27 protein-coding genes and 1 tRNA gene are annotated in these 26,082 nt (G+C 60.2%); 14 read left to right on the plus strand and 14 right to left on the minus strand.

Going from position 1 to position 26,082, the window contains the following annotated elements:
- Positions 1–95: 95 nt before the first annotated feature.
- Positions 96–1,625: an RHS repeat-associated core domain-containing protein gene (locus V5B59_RS23940; protein ID WP_332352422.1), complete on the plus strand. Its 1,530-nt coding sequence runs from the start codon at positions 96–98 to the stop codon at positions 1,623–1,625.
- A gap of 511 nt (positions 1,626–2,136) precedes the next feature.
- Complete coding sequence (locus V5B59_RS23945) at positions 2,137–2,988, plus strand: RHS repeat-associated core domain-containing protein (RefSeq protein ID WP_332352423.1); 852 nt, start codon at positions 2,137–2,139, stop codon at positions 2,986–2,988.
- Between the two features lie 26 nt (positions 2,989–3,014).
- On the opposite strand, the gene V5B59_RS23950 is transcribed toward V5B59_RS23945, so the two are convergent.
- The gene (locus tag V5B59_RS23950) at positions 3,015–4,319 is read right to left on the minus strand and encodes an IS701 family transposase (RefSeq protein ID WP_246149239.1); all 1,305 of its coding nucleotides are present in this window, start codon (positions 4,317–4,319) and stop codon (positions 3,015–3,017) included.
- Positions 4,295–4,750, minus strand: a complete 456-nt coding sequence (locus tag V5B59_RS23955) for a hypothetical protein (RefSeq protein ID WP_332352424.1) — start codon at positions 4,748–4,750, stop codon at positions 4,295–4,297. Before V5B59_RS23955 ends, V5B59_RS23950 begins: the two co-directional genes overlap by 25 nt.
- 292 nt (positions 4,751–5,042) lie before the next feature.
- On the opposite strand from V5B59_RS23955, the gene V5B59_RS23960 reads away from it, so the two are divergent.
- Positions 5,043–7,127, plus strand: a complete 2,085-nt coding sequence (locus tag V5B59_RS23960) for a recombinase family protein (RefSeq protein WP_332352425.1) — start codon at positions 5,043–5,045, stop codon at positions 7,125–7,127.
- Positions 7,128–7,150: 23 nt separating this feature from the next.
- On the opposite strand, the gene V5B59_RS23965 is transcribed toward V5B59_RS23960, so the two are convergent.
- Positions 7,151–7,738 (minus strand): hypothetical protein, encoded by a 588-nt coding sequence (locus V5B59_RS23965; protein WP_332352426.1) that lies wholly within the window; start codon positions 7,736–7,738, stop codon positions 7,151–7,153.
- An 856-nt stretch (positions 7,739–8,594) separates the two neighbouring features.
- Here V5B59_RS23965 and istA point away from each other — a divergent pair.
- The 3 genes from istA to V5B59_RS23980 are packed head-to-tail and all read left to right on the plus strand — an operon-like array spanning position 8,595 to position 11,066.
- Positions 8,595–10,094, plus strand: coding sequence for an IS21 family transposase (istA, locus tag V5B59_RS23970; protein WP_332352427.1), 1,500 nt, complete (start codon positions 8,595–8,597; stop codon positions 10,092–10,094).
- The gene (gene istB / locus V5B59_RS23975) at positions 10,081–10,842 is read left to right on the plus strand and encodes an IS21-like element helper ATPase IstB (protein WP_332351730.1); all 762 of its coding nucleotides are present in this window, start codon (positions 10,081–10,083) and stop codon (positions 10,840–10,842) included. The genes istA and istB overlap by 14 nt, the downstream gene beginning before the upstream one ends.
- On the plus strand, positions 10,839–11,066 hold the full coding sequence (locus V5B59_RS23980) for a hypothetical protein (protein WP_332351674.1): 228 nt from the start codon (positions 10,839–10,841) through the stop codon (positions 11,064–11,066). The genes istB and V5B59_RS23980 overlap by 4 nt, the downstream gene beginning before the upstream one ends.
- Positions 11,067–11,125: 59 nt before the next feature.
- On the opposite strand, the gene V5B59_RS23985 is transcribed toward V5B59_RS23980, so the two are convergent.
- Together V5B59_RS23985 and V5B59_RS23990 are read right to left on the minus strand one after the other, a co-directional pair.
- Positions 11,126–11,383, minus strand: coding sequence for a hypothetical protein (locus tag V5B59_RS23985; RefSeq protein WP_332352428.1), 258 nt, complete (start codon positions 11,381–11,383; stop codon positions 11,126–11,128).
- Positions 11,370–12,905 (minus strand): DUF6399 domain-containing protein, encoded by a 1,536-nt coding sequence (locus V5B59_RS23990; RefSeq protein ID WP_332351228.1) that lies wholly within the window; start codon positions 12,903–12,905, stop codon positions 11,370–11,372. The genes V5B59_RS23985 and V5B59_RS23990 overlap by 14 nt, the downstream gene beginning before the upstream one ends.
- A gap of 157 nt (positions 12,906–13,062) precedes the next feature.
- Between V5B59_RS23990 and V5B59_RS23995 the strand changes: the two genes are divergently transcribed.
- The 4 genes from V5B59_RS23995 (at position 13,063) to V5B59_RS24010 (ending at position 17,671) form a co-directional block, all read left to right on the plus strand.
- Positions 13,063–14,367 carry an IS701 family transposase gene (locus V5B59_RS23995; protein ID WP_246149239.1) on the plus strand — a complete coding sequence of 435 codons (1,305 nt, stop codon included), beginning with the start codon at positions 13,063–13,065 and terminating at the stop codon, positions 14,365–14,367.
- 168 nt (positions 14,368–14,535) lie between these two features.
- The gene (locus V5B59_RS24000; RefSeq protein ID WP_332352429.1) at positions 14,536–15,381 is read left to right on the plus strand and encodes an NUDIX hydrolase; all 846 of its coding nucleotides are present in this window, start codon (positions 14,536–14,538) and stop codon (positions 15,379–15,381) included.
- A 10-nt stretch (positions 15,382–15,391) separates the two neighbouring features.
- The gene (locus tag V5B59_RS24005) at positions 15,392–15,715 is read left to right on the plus strand and encodes a hypothetical protein (protein ID WP_034919850.1); all 324 of its coding nucleotides are present in this window, start codon (positions 15,392–15,394) and stop codon (positions 15,713–15,715) included.
- A gap of 795 nt (positions 15,716–16,510) precedes the next feature.
- Positions 16,511–17,671 carry an ISAs1 family transposase gene (locus tag V5B59_RS24010; RefSeq protein ID WP_332352430.1) on the plus strand — a complete coding sequence of 387 codons (1,161 nt, stop codon included), beginning with the start codon at positions 16,511–16,513 and terminating at the stop codon, positions 17,669–17,671.
- A 266-nt stretch (positions 17,672–17,937) separates the two neighbouring features.
- On the opposite strand, the gene nadS is transcribed toward V5B59_RS24010, so the two are convergent.
- From nadS to V5B59_RS24025, 3 genes are read right to left on the minus strand one after another with little or no spacing between them, the layout of a single operon-like run.
- The gene (gene nadS, locus V5B59_RS24015) at positions 17,938–18,228 is read right to left on the minus strand and encodes a NadS family protein (protein WP_034908978.1); all 291 of its coding nucleotides are present in this window, start codon (positions 18,226–18,228) and stop codon (positions 17,938–17,940) included.
- Between the two features lie 2 nt (positions 18,229–18,230).
- Complete coding sequence (locus V5B59_RS24020; RefSeq protein ID WP_332352431.1) at positions 18,231–18,476, minus strand: type II toxin-antitoxin system RelE/ParE family toxin; 246 nt, start codon at positions 18,474–18,476, stop codon at positions 18,231–18,233.
- Between the two features lie 36 nt (positions 18,477–18,512).
- The gene (locus V5B59_RS24025; protein WP_246149239.1) at positions 18,513–19,817 is read right to left on the minus strand and encodes an IS701 family transposase; all 1,305 of its coding nucleotides are present in this window, start codon (positions 19,815–19,817) and stop codon (positions 18,513–18,515) included.
- 263 nt (positions 19,818–20,080) lie between these two features.
- Between V5B59_RS24025 and V5B59_RS24030 the strand changes: the two genes are divergently transcribed.
- Together V5B59_RS24030 and V5B59_RS24035 are read left to right on the plus strand one after the other, a co-directional pair.
- Entirely contained in the window at positions 20,081–20,716 is a 636-nt protein-coding gene (locus tag V5B59_RS24030; RefSeq protein ID WP_034908975.1) for an NUDIX hydrolase, read from the plus strand.
- Positions 20,717–20,733: 17 nt separating this feature from the next.
- Positions 20,734–21,036 carry a hypothetical protein gene (locus V5B59_RS24035; RefSeq protein ID WP_034908973.1) on the plus strand — a complete coding sequence of 101 codons (303 nt, stop codon included), beginning with the start codon at positions 20,734–20,736 and terminating at the stop codon, positions 21,034–21,036.
- 159 nt (positions 21,037–21,195) lie between these two features.
- Here V5B59_RS24035 and V5B59_RS24040 read toward each other — a convergent pair.
- The 6 genes from V5B59_RS24040 to V5B59_RS24070 form a co-directional block, all read right to left on the minus strand.
- Positions 21,196–21,271, minus strand: a tRNA-Thr gene (locus V5B59_RS24040).
- Positions 21,272–21,868: 597 nt separating this feature from the next.
- Positions 21,869–22,792 (minus strand): hypothetical protein, encoded by a 924-nt coding sequence (locus tag V5B59_RS24050; protein ID WP_332351391.1) that lies wholly within the window; start codon positions 22,790–22,792, stop codon positions 21,869–21,871.
- Positions 22,789–23,211 (minus strand): hypothetical protein, encoded by a 423-nt coding sequence (locus V5B59_RS24055; protein ID WP_034931510.1) that lies wholly within the window; start codon positions 23,209–23,211, stop codon positions 22,789–22,791. The genes V5B59_RS24050 and V5B59_RS24055 overlap by 4 nt, the downstream gene beginning before the upstream one ends.
- 82 nt (positions 23,212–23,293) lie before the next feature.
- Positions 23,294–23,581: a PIN domain nuclease gene (locus V5B59_RS24060; RefSeq protein WP_332352432.1), complete on the minus strand. Its 288-nt coding sequence runs from the start codon at positions 23,579–23,581 to the stop codon at positions 23,294–23,296.
- Positions 23,578–23,829, minus strand: coding sequence for a type II toxin-antitoxin system Phd/YefM family antitoxin (locus V5B59_RS24065; protein ID WP_034908969.1), 252 nt, complete (start codon positions 23,827–23,829; stop codon positions 23,578–23,580). Before V5B59_RS24065 ends, V5B59_RS24060 begins: the two co-directional genes overlap by 4 nt.
- Before the next feature lie 64 nt (positions 23,830–23,893).
- Positions 23,894–25,108 (minus strand): ISAzo13 family transposase, encoded by a 1,215-nt coding sequence (locus V5B59_RS24070; RefSeq protein ID WP_332351424.1) that lies wholly within the window; start codon positions 25,106–25,108, stop codon positions 23,894–23,896.
- An 89-nt stretch (positions 25,109–25,197) separates the two neighbouring features.
- Between V5B59_RS24070 and V5B59_RS24075 the strand changes: the two genes are divergently transcribed.
- Both V5B59_RS24075 and V5B59_RS24080 read left to right on the plus strand, forming a co-directional pair.
- On the plus strand, positions 25,198–25,566 hold the full coding sequence (locus tag V5B59_RS24075) for a 2-C-methyl-D-erythritol 2,4-cyclodiphosphate synthase (protein WP_332352485.1): 369 nt from the start codon (positions 25,198–25,200) through the stop codon (positions 25,564–25,566).
- 114 nt (positions 25,567–25,680) lie between these two features.
- Positions 25,681–25,821, plus strand: coding sequence for a PEP-CTERM sorting domain-containing protein (locus V5B59_RS24080; RefSeq protein WP_287648335.1), 141 nt, complete (start codon positions 25,681–25,683; stop codon positions 25,819–25,821).
- Positions 25,822–26,082 lie beyond the last annotated feature (261 nt).

Genomic DNA, 26,082 nt, shown 5'->3' on the forward strand with positions numbered 1-26,082 from the left:
AGAATCGGACGACGATTCTTTGCCGGAGCGCTGGCCCAATGCTCCCCATCAAGGAGCCGTTGGCCGTCATTCAACCCGACAGGGAGAGAAAGATCATGCCAAGCCGCTGCCAAAGCCTGCTCCGCCTCGGTATCTTCCCGCTGCTCGCCCGGATCGGTATCGTCGAGGCCGCAGCGGCGGGGAGTCTCACCGCCCCCGCGTCATCGGCGTCCGGGCGGGCCTGGCTTGCCAGGGTGCTGGCGCTTGCCGGCCTGTTGCTGGCGGGATTTCCGGCCTCGGCTGCTCCGAGCATCGGGTCGGTGCAGATCACACCGGACGCGATCGCCGCCGGTGCCCCGACGACCGTCCGCGTGACTGCCGTGATTGCCGATCCGACGCTCCTCCCGGCCACTGTCAACCTGCAGCGCGTCAATGAGGCCGGGGCAGCCGTCGCGGTGCTCGGCAGCCTGCACGATGACGGACGGAACGGCGACGCCGTTGCCGGCGATCAGGTCTACACCCTCAATGTGGTATTGACCGAGACCGCACCACTGCGGCTGCGGGTGTCGGCGGGTTTCCAGGGCATGGTGAAGCGCGTGTTCTCGGCAGAAGTCCTGCTCCCGATCAATCGCCCACCGCTGGCCGACGCCGGTCCCGACCAGAGCGTCGCCCGTGGCAAGCGGGTCAGCCTCGACGGCAGCGCTTCGCGGGATCCCGAAGGAGCGACGCTTAGCCATACCTGGTCGCTGATCGACCGACCGGCGGGAAGCGCTGCCACCCTCACCGACGCCAACAGTGTGCGTCCGACCTTCACCGCCGACGTGCCTGGTCAGTACATCGCGCAGTTGATCGTCCGTGACGGCCCACTCGCCAGCGCCCCGGACACGGTGAGGATCACGGTCACCGACCCCGGGCTGACGATCCTCTATCTGCACGCGGATCATCTCGGCACGCCGAGAGTGGCGACCAACGAAGCCAACGTCGTCGTCTGGCGCAACCTGCCGATCAGCGAACCGTTCGGGATGGCGCTGCCCGAGGAGGACCCGGACGGCGACGGGCAGCCGACGATCATCAACCTGCGCTTTCCGGGGCAGTACTTCGATCGGGAGACGCAGTTGCACTACAACTACTACCGCGATTACGATCCGGGGGTGGGGAGGTATGTGCAGAGCGATCCCATCGGAATCGACGGCGGCATCAACACTTACAGCTATGTCGGAGGCAATCCGGTCAGCATTACCGATCCGCGAGGATTGGATAATCCTGGGATGGGGCCTTATGGAGGAAGTACGGGGGGGCGGCTGCCGATTGCGCCACCTGGGCACCCGGCATATGTGCCGGATCCGTCATGGCCAATGGGATCGATCAACATCCACTCGACGATTACCATTAATTGGATATACGAACATAAACCACCTGAGCCAGTCACATACGACGTGAAGTGTTTGGCCACGTTCGGCACAGCAAAAGTTGCGGTTGGTCAAGCAGCAGTCAGCTATGGGCCTGGAGCGGCGACGTGGCTGTTTGGAGAAGCGGCAGGAAGTGTCTATGCGGCCGGCGCAGCAGTGATGTCATTCCCACCTGTTGCCGTTACCAGCCTCCTGGTTACGGGAAGCCAAATTGGGAAGCACTGTCAATGCAAGTAATTAAGAACACGGCTAAGTACATTCTTGGCGGACTCTTGATTGTGGGACTTGTGTACCGATGGCTGCCTCCCTTTGACAACTTCTGGATCGACGTCCTGATCTGGCTACTTGTGCCTCTTGCCCTTTTCATTCCGATCGCCGCCAAGTATTGGCACTCCCGCAAATCAAGTGGGCCGGGGGCGGATTAATTTAAAATCAAACAGGTCGGAGTGAAATAGAAAACCTCCCCCACCCGCCGCGTAACCGTTTAGCCCCCCTCCCTGACTTGCGCGGAAGCTGGCGGGACAGAGATGGTAAGTTGTTGATTTCTGACCATAACGCTAACAATTTTACATCAAGAGAGAGGCAAAGATGGGTGGGGGGCTAAACGGTTACCCCGCCGCTGGCGGGTAGCTGCGAAAGAGAAGGGCCGCTTACTGCGGCCCTTCGTCTATTTGCCGATCCGCTGTGCCGCCTGGGCTGCCGTGACGATAGGCCCGCCCTGAAAGCTGCCCATCGACAGCAAGGCAGCGTGATTGCCGATCCGACGCTCATCCCCGCCACTGTCAACCTGCAGCGCGTCAATGACGCCGGGGCAGCCGTCGCGGTGCTCGGCAGCCTGTACGATGACGGACGGAACGGCGACGCCGTCGCCGGCGACCGGGTCTACACCCTCGACGTGGTATTGACCGAGACCTCGCCGCTGCGGCTGCGGGTGTCGGCGGGTTTCCAGGGCATGGTGAAGCGCGTGTTCTCGGCAGAAGTCCTGCTCCCGATCAATCGCCCCCCGCTGGCCGACGCCGGTCCCGACCAGAGCGTCGCCCGCGGCAAGCGGGTCAGCCTCGACGGCAGCGCTTCGCGGGATCCCGAAGGAGCGACGCTCAGCCACACCTGGTCGCTGATCGACCGACCAGCGGGAAGCGCTGCCACCCTCACCGACGCCAACCGCGTGCGTCCGACCTTCACCGCCGACGTGCCCGGTCAGTACATCGCGCAGTTGATCGTCCGGGACGGCCCACTCGCCAGCGCCCCGGACACGGTGAGGATCACGGTCACCGACCCCGGGCTGACGATCCTCTATCTGCACACGGATCATCTCGGCACGCCAAGAGTGGCGACCAACGAAGCCAACGTCGTCGTCTGGCGCAACCTGCCGATCAGCGAACCGTTCGGGATGGCGCTGCCCGAGGAGGACCCGGACGGCGACGGGCAGCCGACGATCATCAACCTGCGCTTTCCGGGGCAGTACTTCGATCGGGAGACGCAGTTGCACTACAACTACTACCGCGATTACGATCCGGGGGTGGGAAGGTATGTGCAGCCGGATCCGATTGGGTTGGCGGGGGGATTGAATACCCAATGCTCTCAACCTATCAGAACATAGTCATACCCCGTTTTTGTAATTCTACATTAACAGATTCTAATGGCATTTTTGGGTGCTGGCGGCTGCCTTCGGTAGGCGCTGTCGCGGGCGCTTTGTCGCCGTGCATGACGCTCGGCGATGATTCGCACGAGGTCTTCGCGACCGTGAATCTTCACCGGGAGCTGCGCCACGAGCATGTCGACGACATCGGCACAGGACAGTAACTCGGCGTAGGGTGAGTGTTGCCGCCGCTCCTTGACGAGAAAGAGTAGTGCAACGCAGACGAGCGCCATGTGGTTGTACCAAGCCCGCCACTTGCGTACCTGGTAGTCGGCCATCCCACAGCAACCTTTCGCATTCTCGAAGGCGCGCTCGATGAAGTGGCGCTGTGCCTGCATGCGTGCCAGCTCGCGAAGTGGCGTGTCGGGCGCCGCGTTGGAGAGCATGAACTTCACCTCCTTGCCATCGCGGCGTGCCAGGAGATGCCATTGGCGGGCCTGTGCGCTGTTCGGATGACTGATCCACACGCGGGTATGGGCAAACATCGCGCGCACTTCACCCTTCTCCCCGTCGCGCAGGATCACCGGGTGCCACTCCTTTCGTTTCAGGCGCGCGGCCCATTCGCGGGCTTCCCAGGCCGGTACCCACGCCTTTCCCGGATCGGTAAAGTAAAACTGCTGGTCGCTGTGCACCTCGGTGGCGAATACCTCACCTGCATCGTCCCAATCAAACAGCAGCCAAGTCGCGTGGCCATAGAGGCCGTCGGCACCGATGAAGCCAAAGCGCACCCCGGCGGCTCGTGCCCGCTTGACCATCTCGGCAGCCATCTGCGGCTTAGTCCGAAAGACCCGTGCCGATTCCGGAATCCCCGCTTCCTGGCAACGCTTGGCGTCTTCAACCCAACGCTCTGGAAGGAACAATTCGAAGTCGATGATCGCCGCCTGCGACCCTCGTGCCAAGGCGGCATACACTCCAACCTGCGAGTTCTCGACCTTACCCAGGCGACCGTTGTACTGCCTGGCGACGCCCGCTGAATGGTCGCCCTTCTTTTGGACCCCAGACTCATCGAGCAACAGTCCCGTCTCTGGCCCACCGATCCACTCGTCCGCTTGTCGCGCCGTCTCCCGACGCACATTCTCAAAGTCCCATGCAGCATCGCTCAACAGGTGGTGGAGGCTGTAATACTCGGTCTCCGCCACCGTCTCGCTCATCTGTTCCAGGTTCGCACGAGGGCTTTGAAAAAGGCCCCGCAAGTACTGTTCAGCTTGCTCGGCCGTGCTTCGCGTTTTACTGCGGAAACACTCCCGGAACGACTGAAAATGGCTGGTCAGATTCTCGCAGCAGCTGGCCACCGCACGCCCGATCCCAAATAAATAAATTTGGCGATTTCATCGTCATACTCCTTATGTGGTAGAGCATTAGATATGTAGCTCAATAGCCTGTATTTCAACCATTTTAGAAATGTGGCAAAGTAGAAGTAAGCATGTGATAAATGTGGTTTTTTGGTGAAATTTCTGGGAGATGACCTGTTTGGTTTTATCTGGACGAGGTTCTTGATGAGTTCGTCGAAGACGGAGGCGACATTGTCGAGAGCATTGATGCCCTGGAGGAGCCAGCGTCCGAGGGTGCGCTTGATGCGAGAGAAGGTGTCGCCGCGGTTGATGAAGTAGCGTGCGCGGGTATTGGGATCGAGGGATTCACTGGCGGCATGGACGGCCAGGGCATTGAGGTTGTCGCAGAGGATTTTTGCGCCGAAGTCTTGTTGTGCGGCCAGCCAGGACATGCCCGACAGGTGTTCGAGGGCCAGACGGTGCTTGAGCCGTTTGAAGGCTTCCTCGATATACCATCACGGATGCCGCTATAAATTTGGCGGGAACGACCACCGCACCGAAATTGAGTCGAGCCGCCCTCTTGGGGTTGGCACAATGGCTGGAGAGGCGAACTCGCCCTGAAATCTCGACTCGAAATACTGTGGGGACTGATGATGCCTGCGGATTGGCGCCGCGTGATCCGTCTGCTGAGCCCCCTGGCGCTACGCCAGTAGCCTTCAGTCCGCGGCACGGAAGCCCAAGGTGATGAACAGCAAGAGCGCCCCGTGGCCGTTGCTGAGCGAGAAGGTCCGGAACGATCATCGGGACCGTCTCGCGGTGGTGTACGTTCGCCAGTCCACCTTGCAGCAACTGGTTCGACATCAGGAGTCGACTCGTTTGCAGTACGGACTGGTAGAGCGGGCAGTGGAACTGGGCTGGCCGCGCTCTCGAGTCGAAGTGATCGACGATGATCAGGGTAAATCGGGGGCCACCGCGGAAGGCCGGGTGGGCTTTCAGCGGCTGGTGAGCGAGGTCAGCCTCAACCATGTCGGCATCGTGCTGGGCCTCGAGATGTCCCGCCTGGCGCGCTCATGCCGGGACTGGTATCAACTGCTGGAAGTCTGCGGACTGTTCGGGACCTTGATTGGCGATCTGGATGGCATTTATGATCCGACCGATTACAACGACCGACTGCTACTGGGTTTGAAGGGGACGATGTCGGAAGCGGAGTTGCACGTGTTGAAGCAGCGCCTGCTGGCCGGCAAGCGCGCCAAGGCCACCCGGGGTGAACTCGGAATGCAGGTGCCGATCGGCTATGTGCGCCGGCCGTCGGGTGAAGTAATCAAGGATCCCGATGAGCAGGCGCAGACGGTGATCGGGCTGATCTTCGATCAATTCGAGCGTTGCGGCACGCTCAACGGGATGCTCCAGTATCTGGTCCGCCACCAGATCCAGCTTCCCTGTCGCGTGCGTACCGGGGTGAATCGAGGCGAGCTGGAATGGCATGCGCCGAACCGGGTGACGCTCTCGAATCTGCTGCACAACCCGCTTTACGCCGGCGCCTACGCCTATGGTCGTCGGCCAACGGATATCCGGCGCAAGCAACCCGGACGGCCGGCGACGGGCCGACGGGTGGCGCCACGGGAGCAATGGGCCGTCCTGCTCAAGGATCACCTGCCGGCCTACATCAGCTGGGAACAATACGAGCGCCACCTGCGTCAGCTGGAAGCCAATGGCATCAAAGCTCAGGGCGCCATCCGGCATGGCCCGTCGCTCCTCTCGGGGCTGCTCGTGTGTGGGCGATGCGGACATCGCATGATGACCCGGTATAACAGCAGTGGCACCGGGCTGCGCTACGCCTGCGATACGATGGCGGCCAGCTACGGCCAGGCCCTTTGCCAATCGCTGGCTGGCCAGGCGCTCGATGACTTCATCACCGAGCAGGTCCTGGCAGCCCTGCAACCGGCCGCGCTGGAGATCAGCCTGCAGGCGCTCGAAGATCTCGAAAGCGAGCGCGAACCATTGCACCGGCATTGGCAGCAGCGCCTCGAACGAGCCCATTACCAGGCCGAGCGGGCATACCGGCAGTTCAATGCAGTCGAACCCGAGAACCGTTTGGTGGCCCGCACCCTGGAGCAGCAGTGGGAAGCCGCACTGACCGTCGAAGGCGAATTGCAGGCCGAGTATGCGCGCTTTGCCGCCGAACAACCGGCCACGCTCAGCGCGGCCGAACGTGAGGCCATCCGCCGACTCGCCTGCGACATTCCCGCCCTGTGGCACGCGCCCACGACGATGGCTACCGATCGGCAGGCCATCATTCGGCAACTCGTGACGCGGGTAGTGGTCACCGTCCAGGGCGAGAGCGAACGGGTCGATGTTCAGGTGCATTGGATCGGCGGCCACGACACGCAGGCGACCCTCATCCGGCCGGTGGCCCGTCTCGACCAACTGAGCTATTACCCGAAGTTGATGGCGCGCGTGGCCGAGTTGCACGCCCAGGGTGAAAATGCCGCCGCCATTGCCCGTCGGCTGAACGCCGAAGATTGGCGCCCGGCCAAGCGCTGCGACACCTTCAACGCGCCCATGGTGCTCACGTTGCTGTTGCGCCAGGGTCTGCGCAGCCGCCAGTCCGCTTACGCGGGCATGATCGAAGAGGCACAGGAAGAACTGACGCTGAATGAACTTGCCCGTCGTCTGAATGTCCCTCAGCCAACGCTGTATAGCTGGCTGCGCCGAGGTCTACTGCACGGCCGGCAGGTGATCCATGCCGACCATCCACTCTGGCTCATTCAGGCCGACGAAGCAGAACTGGCCAGGCTGAGCGCGCTGCGGGCAAGTGCGAAGTCATAACGAACTTCACTCTTATGGAGGTTTTATGTCTGGTAAATGTCGATCCGCCAGCGGCTGTGATACAAGGCCGCAAACGCGGCAGCGGGGAAGGCGATGGTGTCGAGGAGCGAAGTCATCACGACATGCACCCGGCCATTGGGCGTCACCACGCGGACCAAACGGACGGTGGTGGGCGTCATCGGGCATTCGTAGTCCTTGGCGTCGCGCGCATTTGGCGCGCGCAGTGTCACCACCCGCTCACTTTGGCCGGAGCGCAGGAACTCGCGTACCACCTTGAATCCGTGGGAACGATCGCAACGCATGCAGAAATGGATGCGGCGATCGGTCAGCGCGGCCACCAGCCAGCAACAGGGAAAACCACGGTCGAGGACCAGCAAGTCATCCGGCTGCAGGCGGTCGAACACTTCGAAGAGCATCTGGCGCTCGCCGCACGCCGCTCCATGCAGGAAGAAATCCAGGAACAACTCGATTCCCGGCAAGTACAAGCCGAAAGCCACCCCATGGACGATCGAACGGACACCGTTCTTCATCAACGTCAGGCGAACGTCACTGCCATCACCGGCCACCACGCGCAGGCCTTGCCATAAAGGGATGGGCAGATGTTGCGCCACCAGGTGTCAGTGGCGGTCAAAACCCGCCGATAGCTGGCGGAGAAGCGTAGGAGAGGCTCCCGGCGAGGGATGGTCCGTAGTCGAGACGGATTGGGGTTTCGGAGCGGCCGGGTCACCGATGATGCGGCAGGGGGGCGTGTTGGAAGGAGCCCGAAGGGCGACTGGAGACACGCCCCCCTGCCGCGCGCCGGCCATCGGGGAAGCTTGCCGCTCATCGGCGAAGGGGGCAACGCGGAGATGACAAGCCCGTTCGCGATGCGGTAAAAAGGGCCCGCCAAGAAGAACGAGCACGACACCGGCCAAACCCGCAAAGTTGACACCGATGCCGTGCCCCACACCGTGCTGGGCACGGGTGCAGGGAGAGTCTTTCACGATCGACATCTCCCTGTCGATCGCGCATTGGCATGCCGGAAACCGCCAATGGAAATCACGGGCCGACTCTTCCTTTGTCATGGCTGCCGAACCCAGGTCGTCGTCTGCCGCCGCTGCGACCGGGGCCAGATCTATTGTGCCAGAGGCTGCGCCCAAGCCGCACGCCGCGCTTCGGTCCAGGAAGCCGGCCACCGCTACCAGAAGAGCCGAAGAGGCCGCCTCAAGCATGCCGAAAGAAGCCGCCGTTACCGGCTGCGCCGGCAGAATGTGACGCATCAGGGTTCTATGCCAGCGGCACAAAGTGATCTACTGGCGGCGAACTCGGCGGTGGGCCGGGAACCGACGGCAGTCGGTCCGACCGACCCTTCCCGAACGGCGCGCTGCCATTTCTGCGGTACGCGCTGTTCGGGCTTGCTCAGGCAGGGCTTTCTGGGCAGCTGCCGGGTTCCATCCGCTGTCCCACCTGACCGAAGAGGAACCCCACTTGACCATTTCCCCTGAACTGGAAGCGCAAATCCTGCGCTACTTCCACGCCGAACACTGGCGCATCGGCACTATCGCCAGCCAACTGAAGGTGCACCACGGCACCGTCTCGCGCGTCATCACGCAGGCCGGCTTGCCACGGGTCGGCGCGCCGCGGCGCGCTTCCCGCATCGACCCCTACCTGCCCTTCATCCGCGAGACCCTGGAACAGTTTCCCCGCCTGACCGCGAGTCGGCTATACGTCATGGTGAAGGGCCGCGGCTACAGCGGGCAGCCCGATCATTTCCGGCACTTGGTCGCCTTGCACCGACCGCGGCCCACCGCCGAAGCCTACCTGCGGTTGCGCACGCTGCCCGGTGAACAAGGACAAATCGACTGGGCCCACTTTGGTCATCTCGATATCGGCCGCGCCCGCCGGCCTTTGATGGCTTTCGTGATGGTACTGTCGTGGTCGCGACAGATCTTCCTGCGCTTCTTTCTCGATGCCCGCATGGAGAATTTCCTGCGCGGTCACTCCGCTGCTTTCGAGACCTGGGTCGGCGTGCCGAGGGTCCTGCTCTATGACAACCTCAAGAGCGCCGTCCTGGAGCGACAAGGCCAGGCGATCCGATTCAACCCGACGCTGCTGCATTTCGCCGGTCATTACCGCTACGAACCACGGCCCGTGGCAGTGTACCGAGGAAATGAGAAAGGGCGCGTTGAGCGCGCCATCCGGTATATCCGAGAGGCCTTCTTTGCCGGCCGCAGCTTTGCCGATCTGGCCGATCTCAATGCTCAGGCCGATGCCTGGTGCGCCGGCGAAGCCGCCGACCGGCGCGGCCCGGAAGACGTGACCCTGACCGTACGCGAAGCCTTTGCGCTGGAATCGGCGCATCTCATGGCCCTGCCGGACAATCCCTATCCAACCGACGAGCAGGTGGCGGTAAAGGTCGCCAAGACGCCCTATGCGCGTTTCGACCTCAACGATTACTCGGTTCCCCATACCCACGTGCAACGCACGCTGAGCGTCGTCGCGGATCCCCGGCAGGTGCGCATCCTCGAGGGCCAGACGCTCCTGGCGACGCATGCGCGCAGCTATGATCGGGGGCAGTGCATCGAGAATCCCGCCCATCTCGAGACGCTCGCCGCACACAAGCACCAGGCCAGTCAGCACCGCGGTACTGACCGCCTGACCCAGGCGGTGCCGGAGAGCCGGGACCTCCTCGTGCGGGCTGCCGAGCGTGGCGGCCATCTCGGCGCGATCACCAGGGCTCTGTTGCGCCTGCTGGATCGTTATGGTGCGGCCGAATTGCGCGTCGGCGTCCTCGACGCACTGGCGCGCGAGGTGCCGCACGTGAACGCGGTGCGCCTGGCTCTGGAACGTCGGCGCGAAGCCCAAGATCAGCCGCCGCCGGTCGAAATCACCTTGTCCGAGCAGGTCCAGCGCCGCGACACGCCGGTCCAGCCACACCGCCTGGCAAGTTATGACCAACTCACGGAGGCCGACGATGACCCCGCTTGAGAGCCTGCGCCGGCGCGCAGAGACCTTGCACCTGCATGGCCTGCTCGCCCATTGGCCAGAATTGGCCGACAGCACCTGGGTTGAGCCGCTACTGGCCTGGGAGGAAGCCGAACGGGCACGGCGCAGCCTCGAACGCCGCCTCGGCTGCGCCCATATCGGCCGCTTCAAGCCGCTGGCCGATTTCGATTGGAACTGGCCCACGCAGTGTGACCGAACGGCGATCCGCGAATTGATGGGGCTCGATTTCCTGCACAGCGCCACCAACGTCATCCTGGTCGGCAGTAGCGGGCTGGGGAAGTCGACCATTGCCCAGAACATCGCCTATCAGGCCGTCCTGCACGGCCACACCGTGCTGTTCACGACCGCAGGCCAACTTCTCAATGATCTCGCCGCCCTCGATAGCGATTCGGCTCTGCGCCGTCGATTGCGCCACTACGCCGCACCGTCTCTCTTGGTCGTCGACGAGGTTGGCTACCTGTCCTATTCGAACCGCCATGCCGATCTGCTCTTCGAACTGATCAACCGCCGCCACGAAACCCGCAGCACCTTGATCACTACCAACCGCTCGTTCTCGGACTGGGCGGAGGTCTTCCCCAACGCCGCCTGCGTCGTCGCGCTCATCGATCGTCTCGTCCATCACGCCGAGATCATCGCCCTCAAGGGCGAATCCTATCGCCACAAAGAGGCCCGCGAGCACGCCGAGCAGCGCTCCCGAAAACGCAAGGCAACCGCCGGGAGCACCCCATGAAACCCTACCCCCAACCCTCCGGATTGAACCACGGCCTCGACTGCCTGATATCCGCCGAATGGACACCGGCCCAGGCTTTCGCCGTCGTCGAACTGCTCGACGACTTGCGGGACCGGATCTGCGCTCACTACCAGACCGCCCTCTTTGAACTGCTTCGTGACGAGCAATCCAGGGACAGCGACGCCAATCCCTACGACCCCTGGACCGAAGAGCCGCCGTTCTAACCGCTGCCAACCTTCCAATCCTCAAGGGGCCCTTACCGGCCCCTCCTTTGTCCACTCAATCAGTCCAGCATTCTCTGCCATTCTTCTGCGCCATTTATGCGCGCTTCCTTCCAGCCACTAACAGCAAGGCAGTCGTTCGCTACTTCGACCTCGATCCGGATTACTACGCTGGAGAAAATCTCTCCTGCATCGTCTCCGAAGGTCTGGCCGGTGTCTCGCTGCAGATCGATAGCCTCATCTCCGAAGCGGTCAAGAACCCACACTTCGACATGGAAGTGTTGCTCGAACGTCTGGGCTTCCCACTTAAGCCGGGACAATCTCTAACTTCAATGGGTTATGCACAACCCGGTGGCGGGACTTCCTCGGTAAGGGAAGTTCCCCCATCTGGTTGAGCAGCCAATCGAAAAGATCAGGGAAAGAGGTGCTAAACAGACGTTCGGCTGCGATAGTGCCGTCACTACGTCTCACCCCATAGTTGTGGATAACCGTTAGCGCAGCCAGGCGGCATTTCGTCAGACCTCGCCCGTTATGATACAACTGGGACAAGCGGCCATTGCGCCCTTCGACGGCGGAGGAGCTGCGATGGAACTGTCGCACCATCCATTCCCCCCATTCTAGCCAGCGCTGCAACTCACTCTCGGAGAATCCCGAATGGAACGGGTCTGCTTTCCAGGCCTCTAATGCTCGCTGCCAAGCCTCCTGATACCGTTTCCGGTGAACCCTGTTTTGCGTTTTCCGCATTTGGTAGTGCCAATAGAGTACGGGCAACAGCTTGCTCGTCAGCCATTGCCGAGTCGCTTCATCCAGAGACCAGCCCAGCAGGATTTCTTCTACCCAAAGCCACCAAAAGCTGACGTGACTCGATAAGGCGCCGATCTGGGCACGGAACTTCTTCAGGGCGGAACGGGTATCCTGGATCCCTTGTTGCGCCGCCAGAGTTTCCAGGGCCTGTGCTCGCGTTTCCAGTCCTGCCACTACGCTCTCCGCCGTCGTGCGAGTATTCTCCTCCAGGGAGAAGGGATGGATTTCCTCGGCGATTCCCAGCAACTGCTTCTGGTACTCTTGCTGCGCCTGTTCCACTTGCGCGCGGGCTTCCCAGGCACAGGCCTGTTGTGCCGCCAAAGCCGCCTTTTCCTCGGTACTGGCTCCGCGCGACGGCTGATCAAGGGCCTTCTGGGCCAGTTCGCAGCACTGATCCGCCTTGGCTTTTCGACGTCCCAAGGCCGGTGACAACCAGCGACTGAGGCCATATTGCTCGTGGAACGTATCCGCGCCCGAGGTACACTCAAAGCCTGTGACCGCTAATTTGATCAGGGCCTTCGCCCGGTCACTGATGGCGTGGTTGACTTCGATACCCAGTGCTTCCAGGCGCGGGGTCACCTGGGCAAACCAGGTATCGAAACCCCGGTCCTTCTGAATCGACTCCAGCAATAGGTAGCCCGAGGACAAATCCATCAGCACCAAGATCAGAATCTCCCCAAAGAACGTCTCATCCGCGGCCACCACCGCTTGGCGTGTCCGCGTCGGTACCGAGGCTTCACACTGTTGCTGAAACAGGGGCAACAGCGCTTCCATCCGGCTGAGTTGGGTCTGCAAGGCGCTGGGAGACACCCCCACATGGGTATGAAGGCGGATCAATTGGAAGAAATCCGACAAGGCACCCGCCCCCACATGATGTTGCAGCCCGAACGTGTACAGCACAGCAAATACCAGCAATCTCAGCCATGCCTCCCCCTCTTCGGTTTCCCAAAACCCCGATTCAGGATGTCGGTTCCTACGGGCTTGCGCTTGCAGGTGGCGATGAACACTGCTTTTCGGGCGATGAATTAATTCCCCCACTGCACGCAGGCTTCGTTTTCCCTGGTCTGTAATTCTACTTTGCCACATTTCTAAAATGGTTGAAATACAGGCTATTGAGCTACATATCTAATGCTCTACCACATAAGGAGTATGACGATGAAATCGCCAAATTTATTTATTTGGGATCGGGCGTGCGGTGGCCAGCTGCTGCGAGAATCTGACCAGCCATTTTCAGTCGTTCCGGGAGTGTTTCCGCAGTAAAACGCGAAGCACGGCCGAGCAAGCTGAACAGTACTTGCGGGGCCTTTTTCAAAGCCCTCGTGCGAACCTGGAACAGATGAGCGAGACGGTGGCGGAGACCGAGTATTACAGCCTCCACCACCTGTTGAGCGATGCTGCATGGGACTTTGAGAATGTGCGTCGGGAGACGGCGCGACAAGCGGACGAGTGGATCGGTGGGCCAGAGACGGGACTGTTGCTCGATGAGTCTGGGGTCCAAAAGAAGGGCGACCATTCAGCGGGCGTCGCCAGGCAGTACAACGGTCGCCTGGGTAAGGTCGAGAACTCGCAGGTTGGAGTGTATGCCGCCTTGGCACGAGGGTCGCAGGCGGCGATCATCGACTTCGAATTGTTCCTTCCAGAGCGTTGGGTTGAAGACGCCAAGCGTTGCCAGGAAGCGGGGATTCCGGAATCGGCACGGGTCTTTCGGACTAAGCCGCAGATGGCTGCCGAGATGGTCAAGCGGGCACGAGCCGCCGGGGTGCGCTTTGGCTTCATCGGTGCCGACGGCCTCTATGGCCACGCGACTTGGCTGCTGTTTGATTGGGACGATGCAGGTGAGGTATTCGCCACCGAGGTGCACAGCGACCAGCAGTTTTACTTTACCGATCCGGGAAAGGCGTGGGTACCGGCCTGGGAAGCCCGCGAATGGGCCGCGCGCCTGAAACGAAAGGAGTGGCACCCGGTGATCCTGCGCGACGGGGAGAAGGGTGAAGTGCGCGCGATGTTTGCCCATACCCGCGTGTGGATCAGTCATCCGAACAGCGCACAGGCCCGCCAATGGCATCTCCTGGCACGCCGCGATGGCAAGGAGGTGAAGTTCATGCTCTCCAACGCGGCGCCCGACACGCCACTTCGCGAGCTGGCACGCATGCAGGCACAGCGCCACTTCATCGAGCGCGCCTTCGAGAATGCGAAAGGTTGCTGTGGGATGGCCGACTACCAGGTACGCAAGTGGCGGGCTTGGTACAACCACATGGCGCTCGTCTGCGTTGCACTACTCTTTCTCGTCAAGGAGCGGCGGCAACACTCACCCTACGCCGAGTTACTGTCCTGTGCCGATGTCGTCGACATGCTCGTGGCGCAGCTCCCGGTGAAGATTCACGGTCGCGAAGACCTCGTGCGAATCATCGCCGAGCGTCATGCACGGCGACAAAGCGCCCGCGACAGCGCCTACCGAAGGCAGCCGCCAGCACCCAAAAATGCCATTAGAATCTGTTAATGTAGAAGTAAGTGCGGCAAAAATGACGCGGCTGGTTGTCCGTATGGCTTGAGTCGTAGAGTTTTTTTGTCATAAAACTGATGATACAGGAGATGCGGCAACCAGTTCCCATCTCCTCAGCTCCCTTCATCCTCAGACTCTATCGGTAGCATGACTGTCCCGCTTTAAGTGGGAAGCCAACGTCTGCAAGCGCTGGAAGCCTTTGTCGCCGCCGTGCTGCTGGGCACCAACACGGTCTACATGCCGGGACGGACGCTTAAGGATTACGTCTGGGAGCGTGCGGCGGCCGAAGCTGAGACTGACGAGGACGAGTGCGAGGAGTGCGCCGTTGATGAAGACGACCCGCGGGCGGATGAGCCCGAGCCGGAACCGGGGCTGCCCCTGCATCCTCGCCTGGACGAACATGGAAAGCCCGTGAAGATAAAGCACCCCAGCACCCCGACGAAGCTCGGCGCCTGGCATGACGCCCACCAATCCGCGACGGTCATCCCGGACGGACCGATGCCCACCCAACTCAACGGCGTATCGTTCGCGCCCTGGTCGGACGCGCCGACGACGCTGATAGGCTGGAAGAACGTGCCGGGCCAGATGGGGGATCTCGTCGAACCGGTCCTGCAGGTCGGCTCGGGCAAGCACGCTGCCGCTGGTGTCGTGGTCGAGGAAGTGGATGGCCGGGTGTGGATCGTTCATCCGAGCAACGGGTTCGGTGGCTACAGCGCGACGTTCCCCAAGGGCAGGGCCGATGCACTCGGCTCACACCTGCAGGCGGTGGCGATCAGGGAAGCCCACGAGGAAGCAGGGCTCCAGGTGCAGATCACCGGCTTCCTGGCAGATTCGCAGCGCACAATGACGACGACCCGCTACTATCTGGCCCGGCGCGTCGGCGGTAACCCGGCCGACATGGGATGGGAGTCGCAAGCGGTGTCGCTGGTGCCCCGAGCGGCACTGGCCAGCTTCCTGACCAACAGCAAGGATGCGCCGCTACTCAAGGCGCTGTTGATGTCACCGGATTGAGGACACGAACATGTGGATTTTTCTGACCGACTCATTTTTGAGCATCGTCGACAAGGGCGATCCGACCGGCAGCACGCTGTTGGTTCGCGCCAGGAGAAGCGGCGACATCGAGCGTGTATTCCCCGAGGCGCAGGTCATCGAAGGCGCAGGAACCGACTACCGATACCGGGCGCGCATCCTGCGCAGCCAGGTCGCGGATACGATCGCCGAATCGGTGCGGAAGATCGAATACGGGAACTTCAAGAACCAGGTGGCCGAGAACGACCGGCACGACGCCTACTTCGACGTGTGGCGAGCGATGAACAGGTTTCAGGAGGGCACACGCAGGAAGTAGCGCAACCAGGAATTCCTGTTTAACACCTTCGCGAGCATGATTTTTCTTTGGTGCCGCCAGGGTGATCGACCCATACGTCGAGCAGACCCTTGAGCAGCAGATTGCACGGGCGCTGCAGGGCGATGCACAGGCTGCCGGCAGCGTCCTGAACCTATACGCAGCCACACTGATACCCAGGCCGGAACGAGCAGCACACCAGGCTTGACCGGACACGCAGCGCCCGGTATGGTCACCTGACCAGGCCAGCAACTACCTCCCGAGGAAACCAAGGAAGGTGCCCCCCCGGACCCGAAAGGGCCGATCCGCGATGGGTCGCGCAAGCTGTGAAATGTGGAGGAAACCCCGGACGATTTACTCAATCGGTCCGGGGTTTCGACGTTTTGGACCTGCAGACGTGAAAAAAGCCGAGTCTTTCGACGCGGCTTCTTTCCGATCTCGCACCCTGTCTGCGGTGACACAGGAGGCATGGCTGGCTTCAGAAGGGATTCCCTTCGACTGGCTCTCGTATTTCTACGCGGGGCATAACCAGAATCTTGGTGGATCAGATCGGTTCCAAGAGAACGACTCGAATCATACCCGAAACGAACCCGAAAACCCCGGATTTGGCAGCCAAAACAGGCCGGAAATCCGACAAGTCACGCAAAAGTCACGCAGCATGATTTAGCACAACGGCCTGTTATTGGCCTGTAAGCCCCTGTTTAACACAGGGCAATCGCTTACGCAGATGTCGTAAGCAGCTGAGAATATTCTTTTACTATCATGCATTTATGCCATAGTATTGATTTGCAAATAGCAATGGGGTCTACTCTCTCCTTTTCGGGATTGCCGGACAAACGTCGAGGTCCGGCCAAGCGCTACGTCTTGATGGAAACGGTGGTGATGGCGGTTTGCGCGACTCTGTGTGGCGCCGACAACTGGGCGGAGGTCGCAGACTGGTGTCGAGATCGACAAGAGTGGTTGCGGGAGCAATTTGGTTGGGCTCTGAAAGGAGGTACGCCCTCCCATGACACGTTTGGCGATATCTTTCGGGTGCTGGATGGGAGCGTATTTGAGGAGCGCTTTCGGCAATGGGTCGCGGGATTGGTCGGTGTCGTGGAAGGAGTGGTCGCTTTCGACGGGAAGACCTTGCGTGGTTCGGGGAAGAAAGGAAGCAATGAACTCCTCCATAGGGTGACGGCCTACGCGGTAGGAAGTGGCCTTTGTCTGGCGCAGGAGGGAACTTGCGGCAAGGGACACGAGTTGGCGGGGCTCAAGAACTTGCTTGAGGTACTCATATTAAAAGGATGTATTGCCACAACAGATGCTCTGGGTTGCCAAACCGAGGTGGCGGAGAAGATCGTCGACCGGGGTGGGGATTACGTCCTGCAGGTCAAAGACAACCAGAAGAACTTGGCCGAAGCGATTCGGGAGTTTTTTGAGGAGGGCAACCAGGCCGGCTTTGGTCGCCTGAACGTTCAGCGTTTTGAGGAAATCGAGAAGGATCACGGCCGGATCGAGACACGCCGCTACACGTGGATCCATGACGTCTCCTGGATGGACAAGCCGATGCGCCAGGCGTGGAAGAAACTCGGGGGTGTGGGCATGATCGAGTCGGTGCGGGAAATCGGCAATACCGTCCATACCGAGCATCGTTACGCCATTGGTTCCAGCGGCGTCCAGACCGTCGCCATGTTCGCCAATGCGTCTCGCAACCATTGGGGCATCGAGAACGGTTTGCACTGGACACTCGATGTGGTCTTCCGCGAGGATCACTGCCGTGCCCGCAAAGGTCACTCAGCGCGGAACTTCTCCGTTCTGCGCAAGTTCGACTTGGCGACCTTGCGCAAGGATGAGGATTCGAAGATGGGTTTGCGCCGCCGACGCGTTCACGCCGACCGGCATCAGGATTACCGCGAATCCTTGATCAGTCTCGCTTTCTCGGCGACGGCGAGCGAAGACATCATGCTATCCGTGTAAGCGATTGCCCTGAGCCTTCTAACGACTCCGGTTTGTCGCCACCGTTTGCTGTATCGCCCTCAGAAAGTTCCGGAAAGGCGACCACGATCCCGTTTGGCCAAAGCCTGAAGCAAGCCACCGCGCCAAGCCCGCTTCACAAATCGTCGTGCTCAACTGTGCAGGGAGCGGCTACGGACGACGAAATGTACGCAGCCAATTGTGCCATGCATCGGCACGGTCAGCCACAGATTCGTAGAGGTGCCTGACCAGGCGGGCGATCCGGCCGATCAGGCGTGCAGGGATTTGAGCGCCACTTCTGGAGCAGATGAGACGATTTTCAAGAGTGCAGCGGCTGGGCCAGTTGGGTGGCGCCGATGTTGCTCCCAGTTCTGTAGGGTCTTGACGCTGACCTGCATCAAGCTGGCGAACTCGCTTTGAGACAAGCCGATCTGCTCCCTCACGGCCCTGGCATCCGGTGGCGTGACTTCAAAGCGACGAGATGCCGGCGCCTCGCCCTTGGAAATGGCGCGAGCCTCCTTCAGGCTTTGCACCAGGTCATCGAACAGTGTGGTTTCCATGCTCATAGCTCCTTGACGAAATCGCGCAGGATGGCGGTTTCCTTGTCGGTCAGATCATCCTTCTTCGATTTCGGATAGATCACCAGCAGATAGATCAAATGGTCATCCTTGACCCAGTAGTAAATCACCCGGACCCCGCCACTCTTGCCGCGCCCTTGAACCCCGTGGCGCAGCTTGCGGATGCCGCCCCCGCCTTTGATCAAGTCGCCTTTGGCAGGGTCATCGACGAGTTCATTTTGCAATTCCATGTACTCATCATCGGAGAGAACGCCCGTAATTCTACATTAACAGATTCTAATGGCATTTTTGGGTGCTGGCGGCTGCCTTCGGTAGGCGCTGTCGCGGGCGCTTTGTCGCCGTGCATGACGCTCGGCGATGATTCGCACGAGGTCTTCGCGACCGTGAATCTTCACCGGGAGCTGCGCCACGAGCATGTCGACGACATCGGCACAGGACAGTAACTCGGCGTAGGGTGAGTGTTGCCGCCGCTCCTTGACGAGAAAGAGTAGTGCAACGCAGACGAGCGCCATGTGGTTGTACCAAGCCCGCCACTTGCGTACCTGGTAGTCGGCCATCCCACAGCAACCTTTCGCATTCTCGAAGGCGCGCTCGATGAAGTGGCGCTGTGCCTGCATGCGTGCCAGCTCGCGAAGTGGCGTGTCGGGCGCCGCGTTGGAGAGCATGAACTTCACCTCCTTGCCATCGCGGCGTGCCAGGAGATGCCATTGGCGGGCCTGTGCGCTGTTCGGATGACTGATCCACACGCGGGTATGGGCAAACATCGCGCGCACTTCACCCTTCTCCCCGTCGCGCAGGATCACCGGGTGCCACTCCTTTCGTTTCAGGCGCGCGGCCCATTCGCGGGCTTCCCAGGCCGGTACCCACGCCTTTCCCGGATCGGTAAAGTAAAACTGCTGGTCGCTGTGCACCTCGGTGGCGAATACCTCACCTGCATCGTCCCAATCAAACAGCAGCCAAGTCGCGTGGCCATAGAGGCCGTCGGCACCGATGAAGCCAAAGCGCACCCCGGCGGCTCGTGCCCGCTTGACCATCTCGGCAGCCATCTGCGGCTTAGTCCGAAAGACCCGTGCCGATTCCGGAATCCCCGCTTCCTGGCAACGCTTGGCGTCTTCAACCCAACGCTCTGGAAGGAACAATTCGAAGTCGATGATCGCCGCCTGCGACCCTCGTGCCAAGGCGGCATACACTCCAACCTGCGAGTTCTCGACCTTACCCAGGCGACCGTTGTACTGCCTGGCGACGCCCGCTGAATGGTCGCCCTTCTTTTGGACCCCAGACTCATCGAGCAACAGTCCCGTCTCTGGCCCACCGATCCACTCGTCCGCTTGTCGCGCCGTCTCCCGACGCACATTCTCAAAGTCCCATGCAGCATCGCTCAACAGGTGGTGGAGGCTGTAATACTCGGTCTCCGCCACCGTCTCGCTCATCTGTTCCAGGTTCGCACGAGGGCTTTGAAAAAGGCCCCGCAAGTACTGTTCAGCTTGCTCGGCCGTGCTTCGCGTTTTACTGCGGAAACACTCCCGGAACGACTGAAAATGGCTGGTCAGATTCTCGCAGCAGCTGGCCACCGCACGCCCGATCCCAAATAAATAAATTTGGCGATTTCATCGTCATACTCCTTATGTGGTAGAGCATTAGATATGTAGCTCAATAGCCTGTATTTCAACCATTTTAGAAATGTGGCAAAGTAGAAGTAAGCAGGCGGGTAAAGGTTGGTGTCTCGATGAATTCCATAGGCGAACACTATACGCCAATGGCGGATGTTTCAAGAGCTTTGTTGCCGACCGTGAGTGTGGCATTGTCACGTCATCACCAACCGACGAGGAACGACATGACGATCTGCTATCACCCGAAGCTCAACGATCACGGCCAGAAGGTCAAACTGAGTCACCCGCACGCCGATGGCCCGCCCGAGGCATGGCTGGACGCCGAACACGTTGCTACGGTGACGCCGGACGGCTGGATGCCGAAGGCCATCAACGGGATCCCGTTCTCGCCGTGGAAGGACGCGCCGACCACCACCGCCGGCTGGGCGAACGCACCAGGTCAAGACGACAACCTGATCGAGCCCGCCTTTCACGCCAGCACCGGGATGAAAGCCGCGGCCGGCGTGGTCATCGAAGAGACGGACGGGCGGATATGGGTCATCCATCCGTCGAACGCCTTCGGCGGCTACAAGGCCACGTTCCCGAAGGGCACCACCGAGGGCGGGCTGCCAATGCAGGCGGTCGCCATCAAGGAAGCGTTCGAGGAATCTGGCCTGCAGGTAGCCATCACAGGGTTCCTGATGGACGTGGAGCGCACCACGTCGGTCTGCCGGTACTACCGCGCTCGCCGTGTCGGTGGCACCCCTGCAGCTTGCGGCTGGGAGTCGCAGGCGGTCTCGTTGGTTCCGAAGGCGAAGCTGCTCGGCATCCTCAATCGCACCGTTGATCACCCGCTGGCGAAGATGGTCGGCGCCAAATAACTTGCAGAGGTAACAGCATGTGGATTTTCCTGGCCGATTCATTTCTGAGCGTCGTCGACAAGGGCGATCCGACCGGCAGCACGTTGCTGGTTCGCGCCCGCAGGCAGGGCGACATCGAGCGTGCATTCCCGGACGCCAAGGTCGTTGATGGCGCGGCTTTGAAGGGGCTTCGCGCCCCACAGACCATTGGCTCTTTCTTGATCCAATGGTATGCCGCACCCGCGGGGAACTCCTGGTTAAAACACGCTCTTTGGCGTGATTTTGAAAGTTGCACCCGCACGCGCCGGGAACTCCTACCCGTCCAGGAGAAATATCCTTGACGGTCGGATGGCGCTCACAGGCGCATGGAGCGCCGGCGGTCTGTGAGGCACACTCACGCGCGTTGATCTGGATTGCTCGAATCTGGCTACATGGTGGCTACATGAAGGCCAGAAAGCAAAGAGCCCGACCTTGTGAGCCGGGATAAGTGCTTGATTTTCTGGTGCCGCTGGACGGAATCGAACTGTCGACCTTCGCATTACGAATGCGCTGCTCTACCGACTGAGCTACAGCGGCAAGGGCATCGATGCCACCCCATGCAGCCGTAAAATTATAACAGCGGACTCGTTTCTTGAAAACACCCGTGCGAAATTTTATCTGAGTCATGCTTATAGCATTTGACGATCTTGCCCTTGGTATTGGCGATCGTGGTGGCGAACAGGCACGGGCGGTGCAGATGGAGCCAAGGATTGAAGGTTTCCTGGTAGAAGGTCTTTCCCTCAGGCTCATCCCTGGTTGGAAATACTCGCCTCGTTCAGGCTCATATGCTACGCCATATGCGTCGTGATGATCGCGATGTTCCACCTTGCGGTCGTGTCTGAAGAAGGAAACGTCATGGGTCGTGGGGTGGGGGTATTCATGGCAGAGGACGGGCAGGCGAGCGGACCGCAGCCGCACGAGAGGTCAGCCGCTCTTAGATCAGCCGAATCGGACTCATGCTGTAGGCGGCCACCTGGACGTCATTGGTAAGCAGAGTGATGCCTTCGACTGTCGCCTGGGCAATCAGAAGTCGGTCGAAAGGATCTTTGTGATGACCAGGCAAGTTTGCCACACCTGCGGTGTGCTCGCTGTTGATGGGGTGCGAACGAAAGTGTTGGACGGGGAGTCTCGGTTTTAAGCCGCTCTGCGTAGAGGCTCCGCCCAGCGCTTTTCCCAATAGGTTTCCCACAGCTGGTTATGTCGCATGACACGCAGGTTGATCATGGCTTGAGCCATGTCCGCACGCCACCAAGCCCCTGGGCGCTTGAGGCGGGCCTGCACGAGGTAGCGATGAGAACTCTCGACCTCGCCAGAGCCGACGGGCAGATTCAGCGCAAGTGCGCGGGGGTAGTCCAACTGGTCGAGTCGGTTGGAGAAATAGCGCCAGGCGACGCGCACCGGAGCCTGCGGGTCATCGACCGATGCAGGTTCGAGGTGCAGTTTCATCTCTGCAACCACCTCGCGGGCCTGTCCCAGCAGGAATCGCGCCTTCTGGGAGGCCACCCAATCCTGGGCAGAATCCGGCGCGCAGACCTTGCTGGCTGGGGTCAGATATTCGCAGACGTGGAACAAGTCGACCAGGAAGGTCCCCTGAGTACCGAACAGTTCCTCGATTTGGCTGCTTATCCAAGCCGCCCCGTCGCCAACACAGTGAACCTGGGTCTTGGGGCCAAATCCCAGCGCATCGACCAGCCGCTTCAGGATGGCCCCCGCTTCCCGGGGACCCTCCATCGTCACGCCGGCCTTGGGAACGGCCTCGCCCTGCCGCTGTGCGATACAGACCTTCGCTTCTCGCCAGTGCGTGCGCTTCCCCTTGCGGGCGTCCGCAGCGCCCTCCACGGTCTCGACAAGGGGCACCATTCCGCCGTCCGTCTCCACAATCAGCCTCTTCGCGGTGTTCGATGGGCCCGCCACCGGCAGGCAATCTGCCTCCGTTAATTCACAGGCCACCCGTTCGGTGAGCGTCCGGGGCGCACTGACCGCCAAGTCAACACCGTAGTGCTCCTTGATTTTTGCCGCAACCTGTCCAAAGGGAAGGTCGGCGCCCAAGTCCGTCACGGCGCGCTCCAGTGGCAGAGAATGGCTCCGGCAACGGACACCGGCAGCTTCTGAAAAAGGACGAAGCAGCCGGTTTGTTTCTTTGTGGAGAAAGCATTCCTCCTCCACCATGACCGAGCCGTATGTCGTATACCAGAGAACTTTTTTTTCGCGTGTACCACGACCGGCTCAGCGGCCCGCACCTCGGCTGTCACCGCCTCAGCAACCTGCTCGGCCCATCCCGTCAGAATCTCCTGGCCCGTCCCGCGGAGAATTTCTATCACGCGGCGCTCGGCTTCATCGGCCCGACGCAGATCCCCTTCGGCGTTCTCCACCAACTCCAGCATCTCTAGCACTTTCGCCAGTATCTTTGGATTAGCCTCCAAACGGGCCACCAAGTCTCTGGAATCGCAAGGTTCGATGTGGGAAATCTTAGGCATGGCTTCTCTCCGTGGATGGGTTCCCTACTCTATCGCAACTCTCCGCTAATTTCCTTACGTTTGCTCACGTCGCTGACAATTATCAGAGCGGGACTCGCCCAACACTTTCGTTCGCACCCCTGTTGATGAGCAGCTCGATATAGCCGTTGTCGAGGAGCGCGCGCCGGAACAGGTGCGGGTCAACACGAAAGTCGGCCCTGCCGAGCGCATTCTTGATGGCGACCTCCCAAACGCTGGCGGGGCTGAAATACAAGGCATTCGTCTCGTCCTTGATCAGTGCGGACACCTCCGTCGGCAGAGATCCGTTCGCCGTATCGTTTCCCGACACCCCGGTCCAAAGCAGCAGATGGGTATCGAGCAGGAGCTTCATTCCTCACCGCCGAACATCGCTACGATTTCTTCGCTCCCCAGCGCATTGAATACCCTGGCTTCCGGCACAGTGACCTGACCGGCCAAGAAGCCGATCCGTTTCATTTGAGAGGACTCTGGTGCATTGAGCGCCATCACCTTGACCATAGGCTTACCGGCTTTGGCGATCACGAATGACTCGCCCTTGGCGGCTTGTTCGACCAGGCGCGATAGCTGGGTCTTGGCATCGTGAATGTTGAACGTTTGCATGAACGGCTCCTGCTCCTGTAAATCTAGTCCGCTTAGTATCTGTCCAGAAATAAGTTGTACAAGTTCAAACCGATGGCCGGATGGTGTAGTTCCATTCACCATGAAACTCGGAGCGTTCTATGTGAACTTTATCGAGTTCATCATCAGTCACGTGTATGCCTTTCGCGTAGGTGTTGGTATCCATCTCCGCCTCAATTTTTAGGCCTGCTTGTGTGGTGGTGGCAGCAATCAAATTGACGATGACCTCATGGCTGACCAGAGGCTTTCCTCGCCAATTCATACTGATGTAGCTGAACATCCGATGTTCGATCTTATTCCATTTGCTAGTTCCCGGTGGAAAATGGCAGATCGAGATGCATAGGCCGGTTTGGTCGGCCAGACGCTGTAAAGCGACCTTCCATAACCGTACTCTCGCCCCATTGCTGCCACCACCATCCGCAGTCACCAACAGTTCGGTAGCCCCGGGATAACGAATTCGTCCCATCTTTTCCCACCACCGTCGTAACGTTTCCACCGCAAACTCGGCGGTGTCATGATCGACCCCAACGCTAACCCAACCGGTGTTTGCCGTTGGATCATAGACGCCATAGGGATTCACTTTGCCTAGGGTCTTGTCGATAAAGTCATGAACGCGAACCGGTTCGGGGTTTCCTTTGGGGCGCCACTCTCGGCCTCCATTTTTGAAGTCCCCGACGAGTTCCTTTTTCTTGGTATCGACTGAAACCACAGGCTGTCCCCGTCGTTGGAAATCCTCGACTCGACCGTGAATGTAACGGAATTGAGCATCCCGGTCCGGATGGACGGTGCCTTCCTTGGTCTTTTGATTTCCCTGAAGGCTATAGCCCAACTTATCCAGCAAAACCGCTACGGTCTGACGACCAATCCGGTGGCCTTGTTGTTCAAGGGCCGCCGCCAGTTGACGGGTACTCAGACAGGTCCACCGTAAAGGATTCTCAGGGTCTCCCCGGGTGGTCGGTTCCACCAATCTTTCCAGCGCCGAGAGCAATGTCGGCTCGTGCTCGATCAGCTTCTTGCGTCCACCCCCTGCTTTTCGGACGTGTCTACGAGAACCCGCCGGGTCGTCCTGGGCATGACCGCATTTTTCCGAATACAGCGTCATTCGCGATAGCCCCGTGGCTTTAGCGACGATGCTTTGTCCGCCGTAACCGAGCGCCTCGGCTTCCGCCAACGCCCACACACGACGCCCCCGCTCATCCAAAACCGTGGACACGCGCTCGAACTTCTTACGGATCGTTTCAACTAGCTCGTCATTACTCATGACGAGATCGTCGCCTACTCGTATAAGTTGTACAAGTTATTTCTGGACAGATACTTAGTTTAGTTCATAAATAAAATTATGAGTAGCCGATTCCCGATACCGACGCCCGCTATCGGGGTGCCGACAGTCGGCAGTTGCTGCGCGCGACGCTTGCGCTGCTGGCGCAGGCCGGCTGGCAAATCGGCAATGTCGACGCGACGATCATCACAGAGCAGCCGAAGATGGCGCCAGACCTGCCGCAGATGGCCGCCCACATCGCTGCCTACCTGCAGGTGCCCGCAAGCTGCGGCAAGGCCAAGACCGTCGAACGGCTGGGCTTTGTCAGCCGTGGCGAGGGCATCGCCACCGAGGCGGTGGTGCTGATCTGTCAGGAAGCTGCCAGCTCGCAGGACCGGTGTCGGAAATTTTTACAGTGCTGTGCGATGGTCCTTCAGTCGAAACCGAATTTTTTTCTTTAAACCATAGCAGAAGAAAAGTTGGCACGATTTCTGCTTCAGGATGCGCGGCTGCCGCTCAACTGGTCGGTAGTAAAGGTCCTAATAATGATCAACTTTGCCAAGAGGAGTCTCCCCATGCGTTCTCTACTCTCTATCGCTGTTCTGATGTCTGCTGCCATGCCGGCTTTTGCCCGTGATCTACCCGAACCCACCAGCATTACGCTGATGGGTATTGGCGCCTTGGGGTTGCTTGTGGCGCTTCGCAAGCGGAAGTAATAAGGAAGTGAAGAAACCACCCAGCACACGTTTACAGCATGTGCTGGGTGCGCCGTTGTTGGAGGCTTAAGGTCGCTCAAGTCCAGTAGAAGTCCTGATAAGCTTTTCCCTGCATTTGTTTCCGTACTCTGATTCGAGGCAGTTCAGCAGCCTCGACTACTGCTTGTATTTTCCTTTCGGAATCAATGACCGGCAACGGCTTATGCAAGTGCAAACGCACTCGTTTGTTCTTGATTCTTGGTGAGTGTTTACAAGCCGACT

The organism is Candidatus Accumulibacter contiguus, from assembly GCF_036625285.1.
In the GTDB taxonomy this organism is placed as follows: Bacteria; Pseudomonadota; Gammaproteobacteria; order Burkholderiales; family Rhodocyclaceae; genus Accumulibacter; species Accumulibacter contiguus.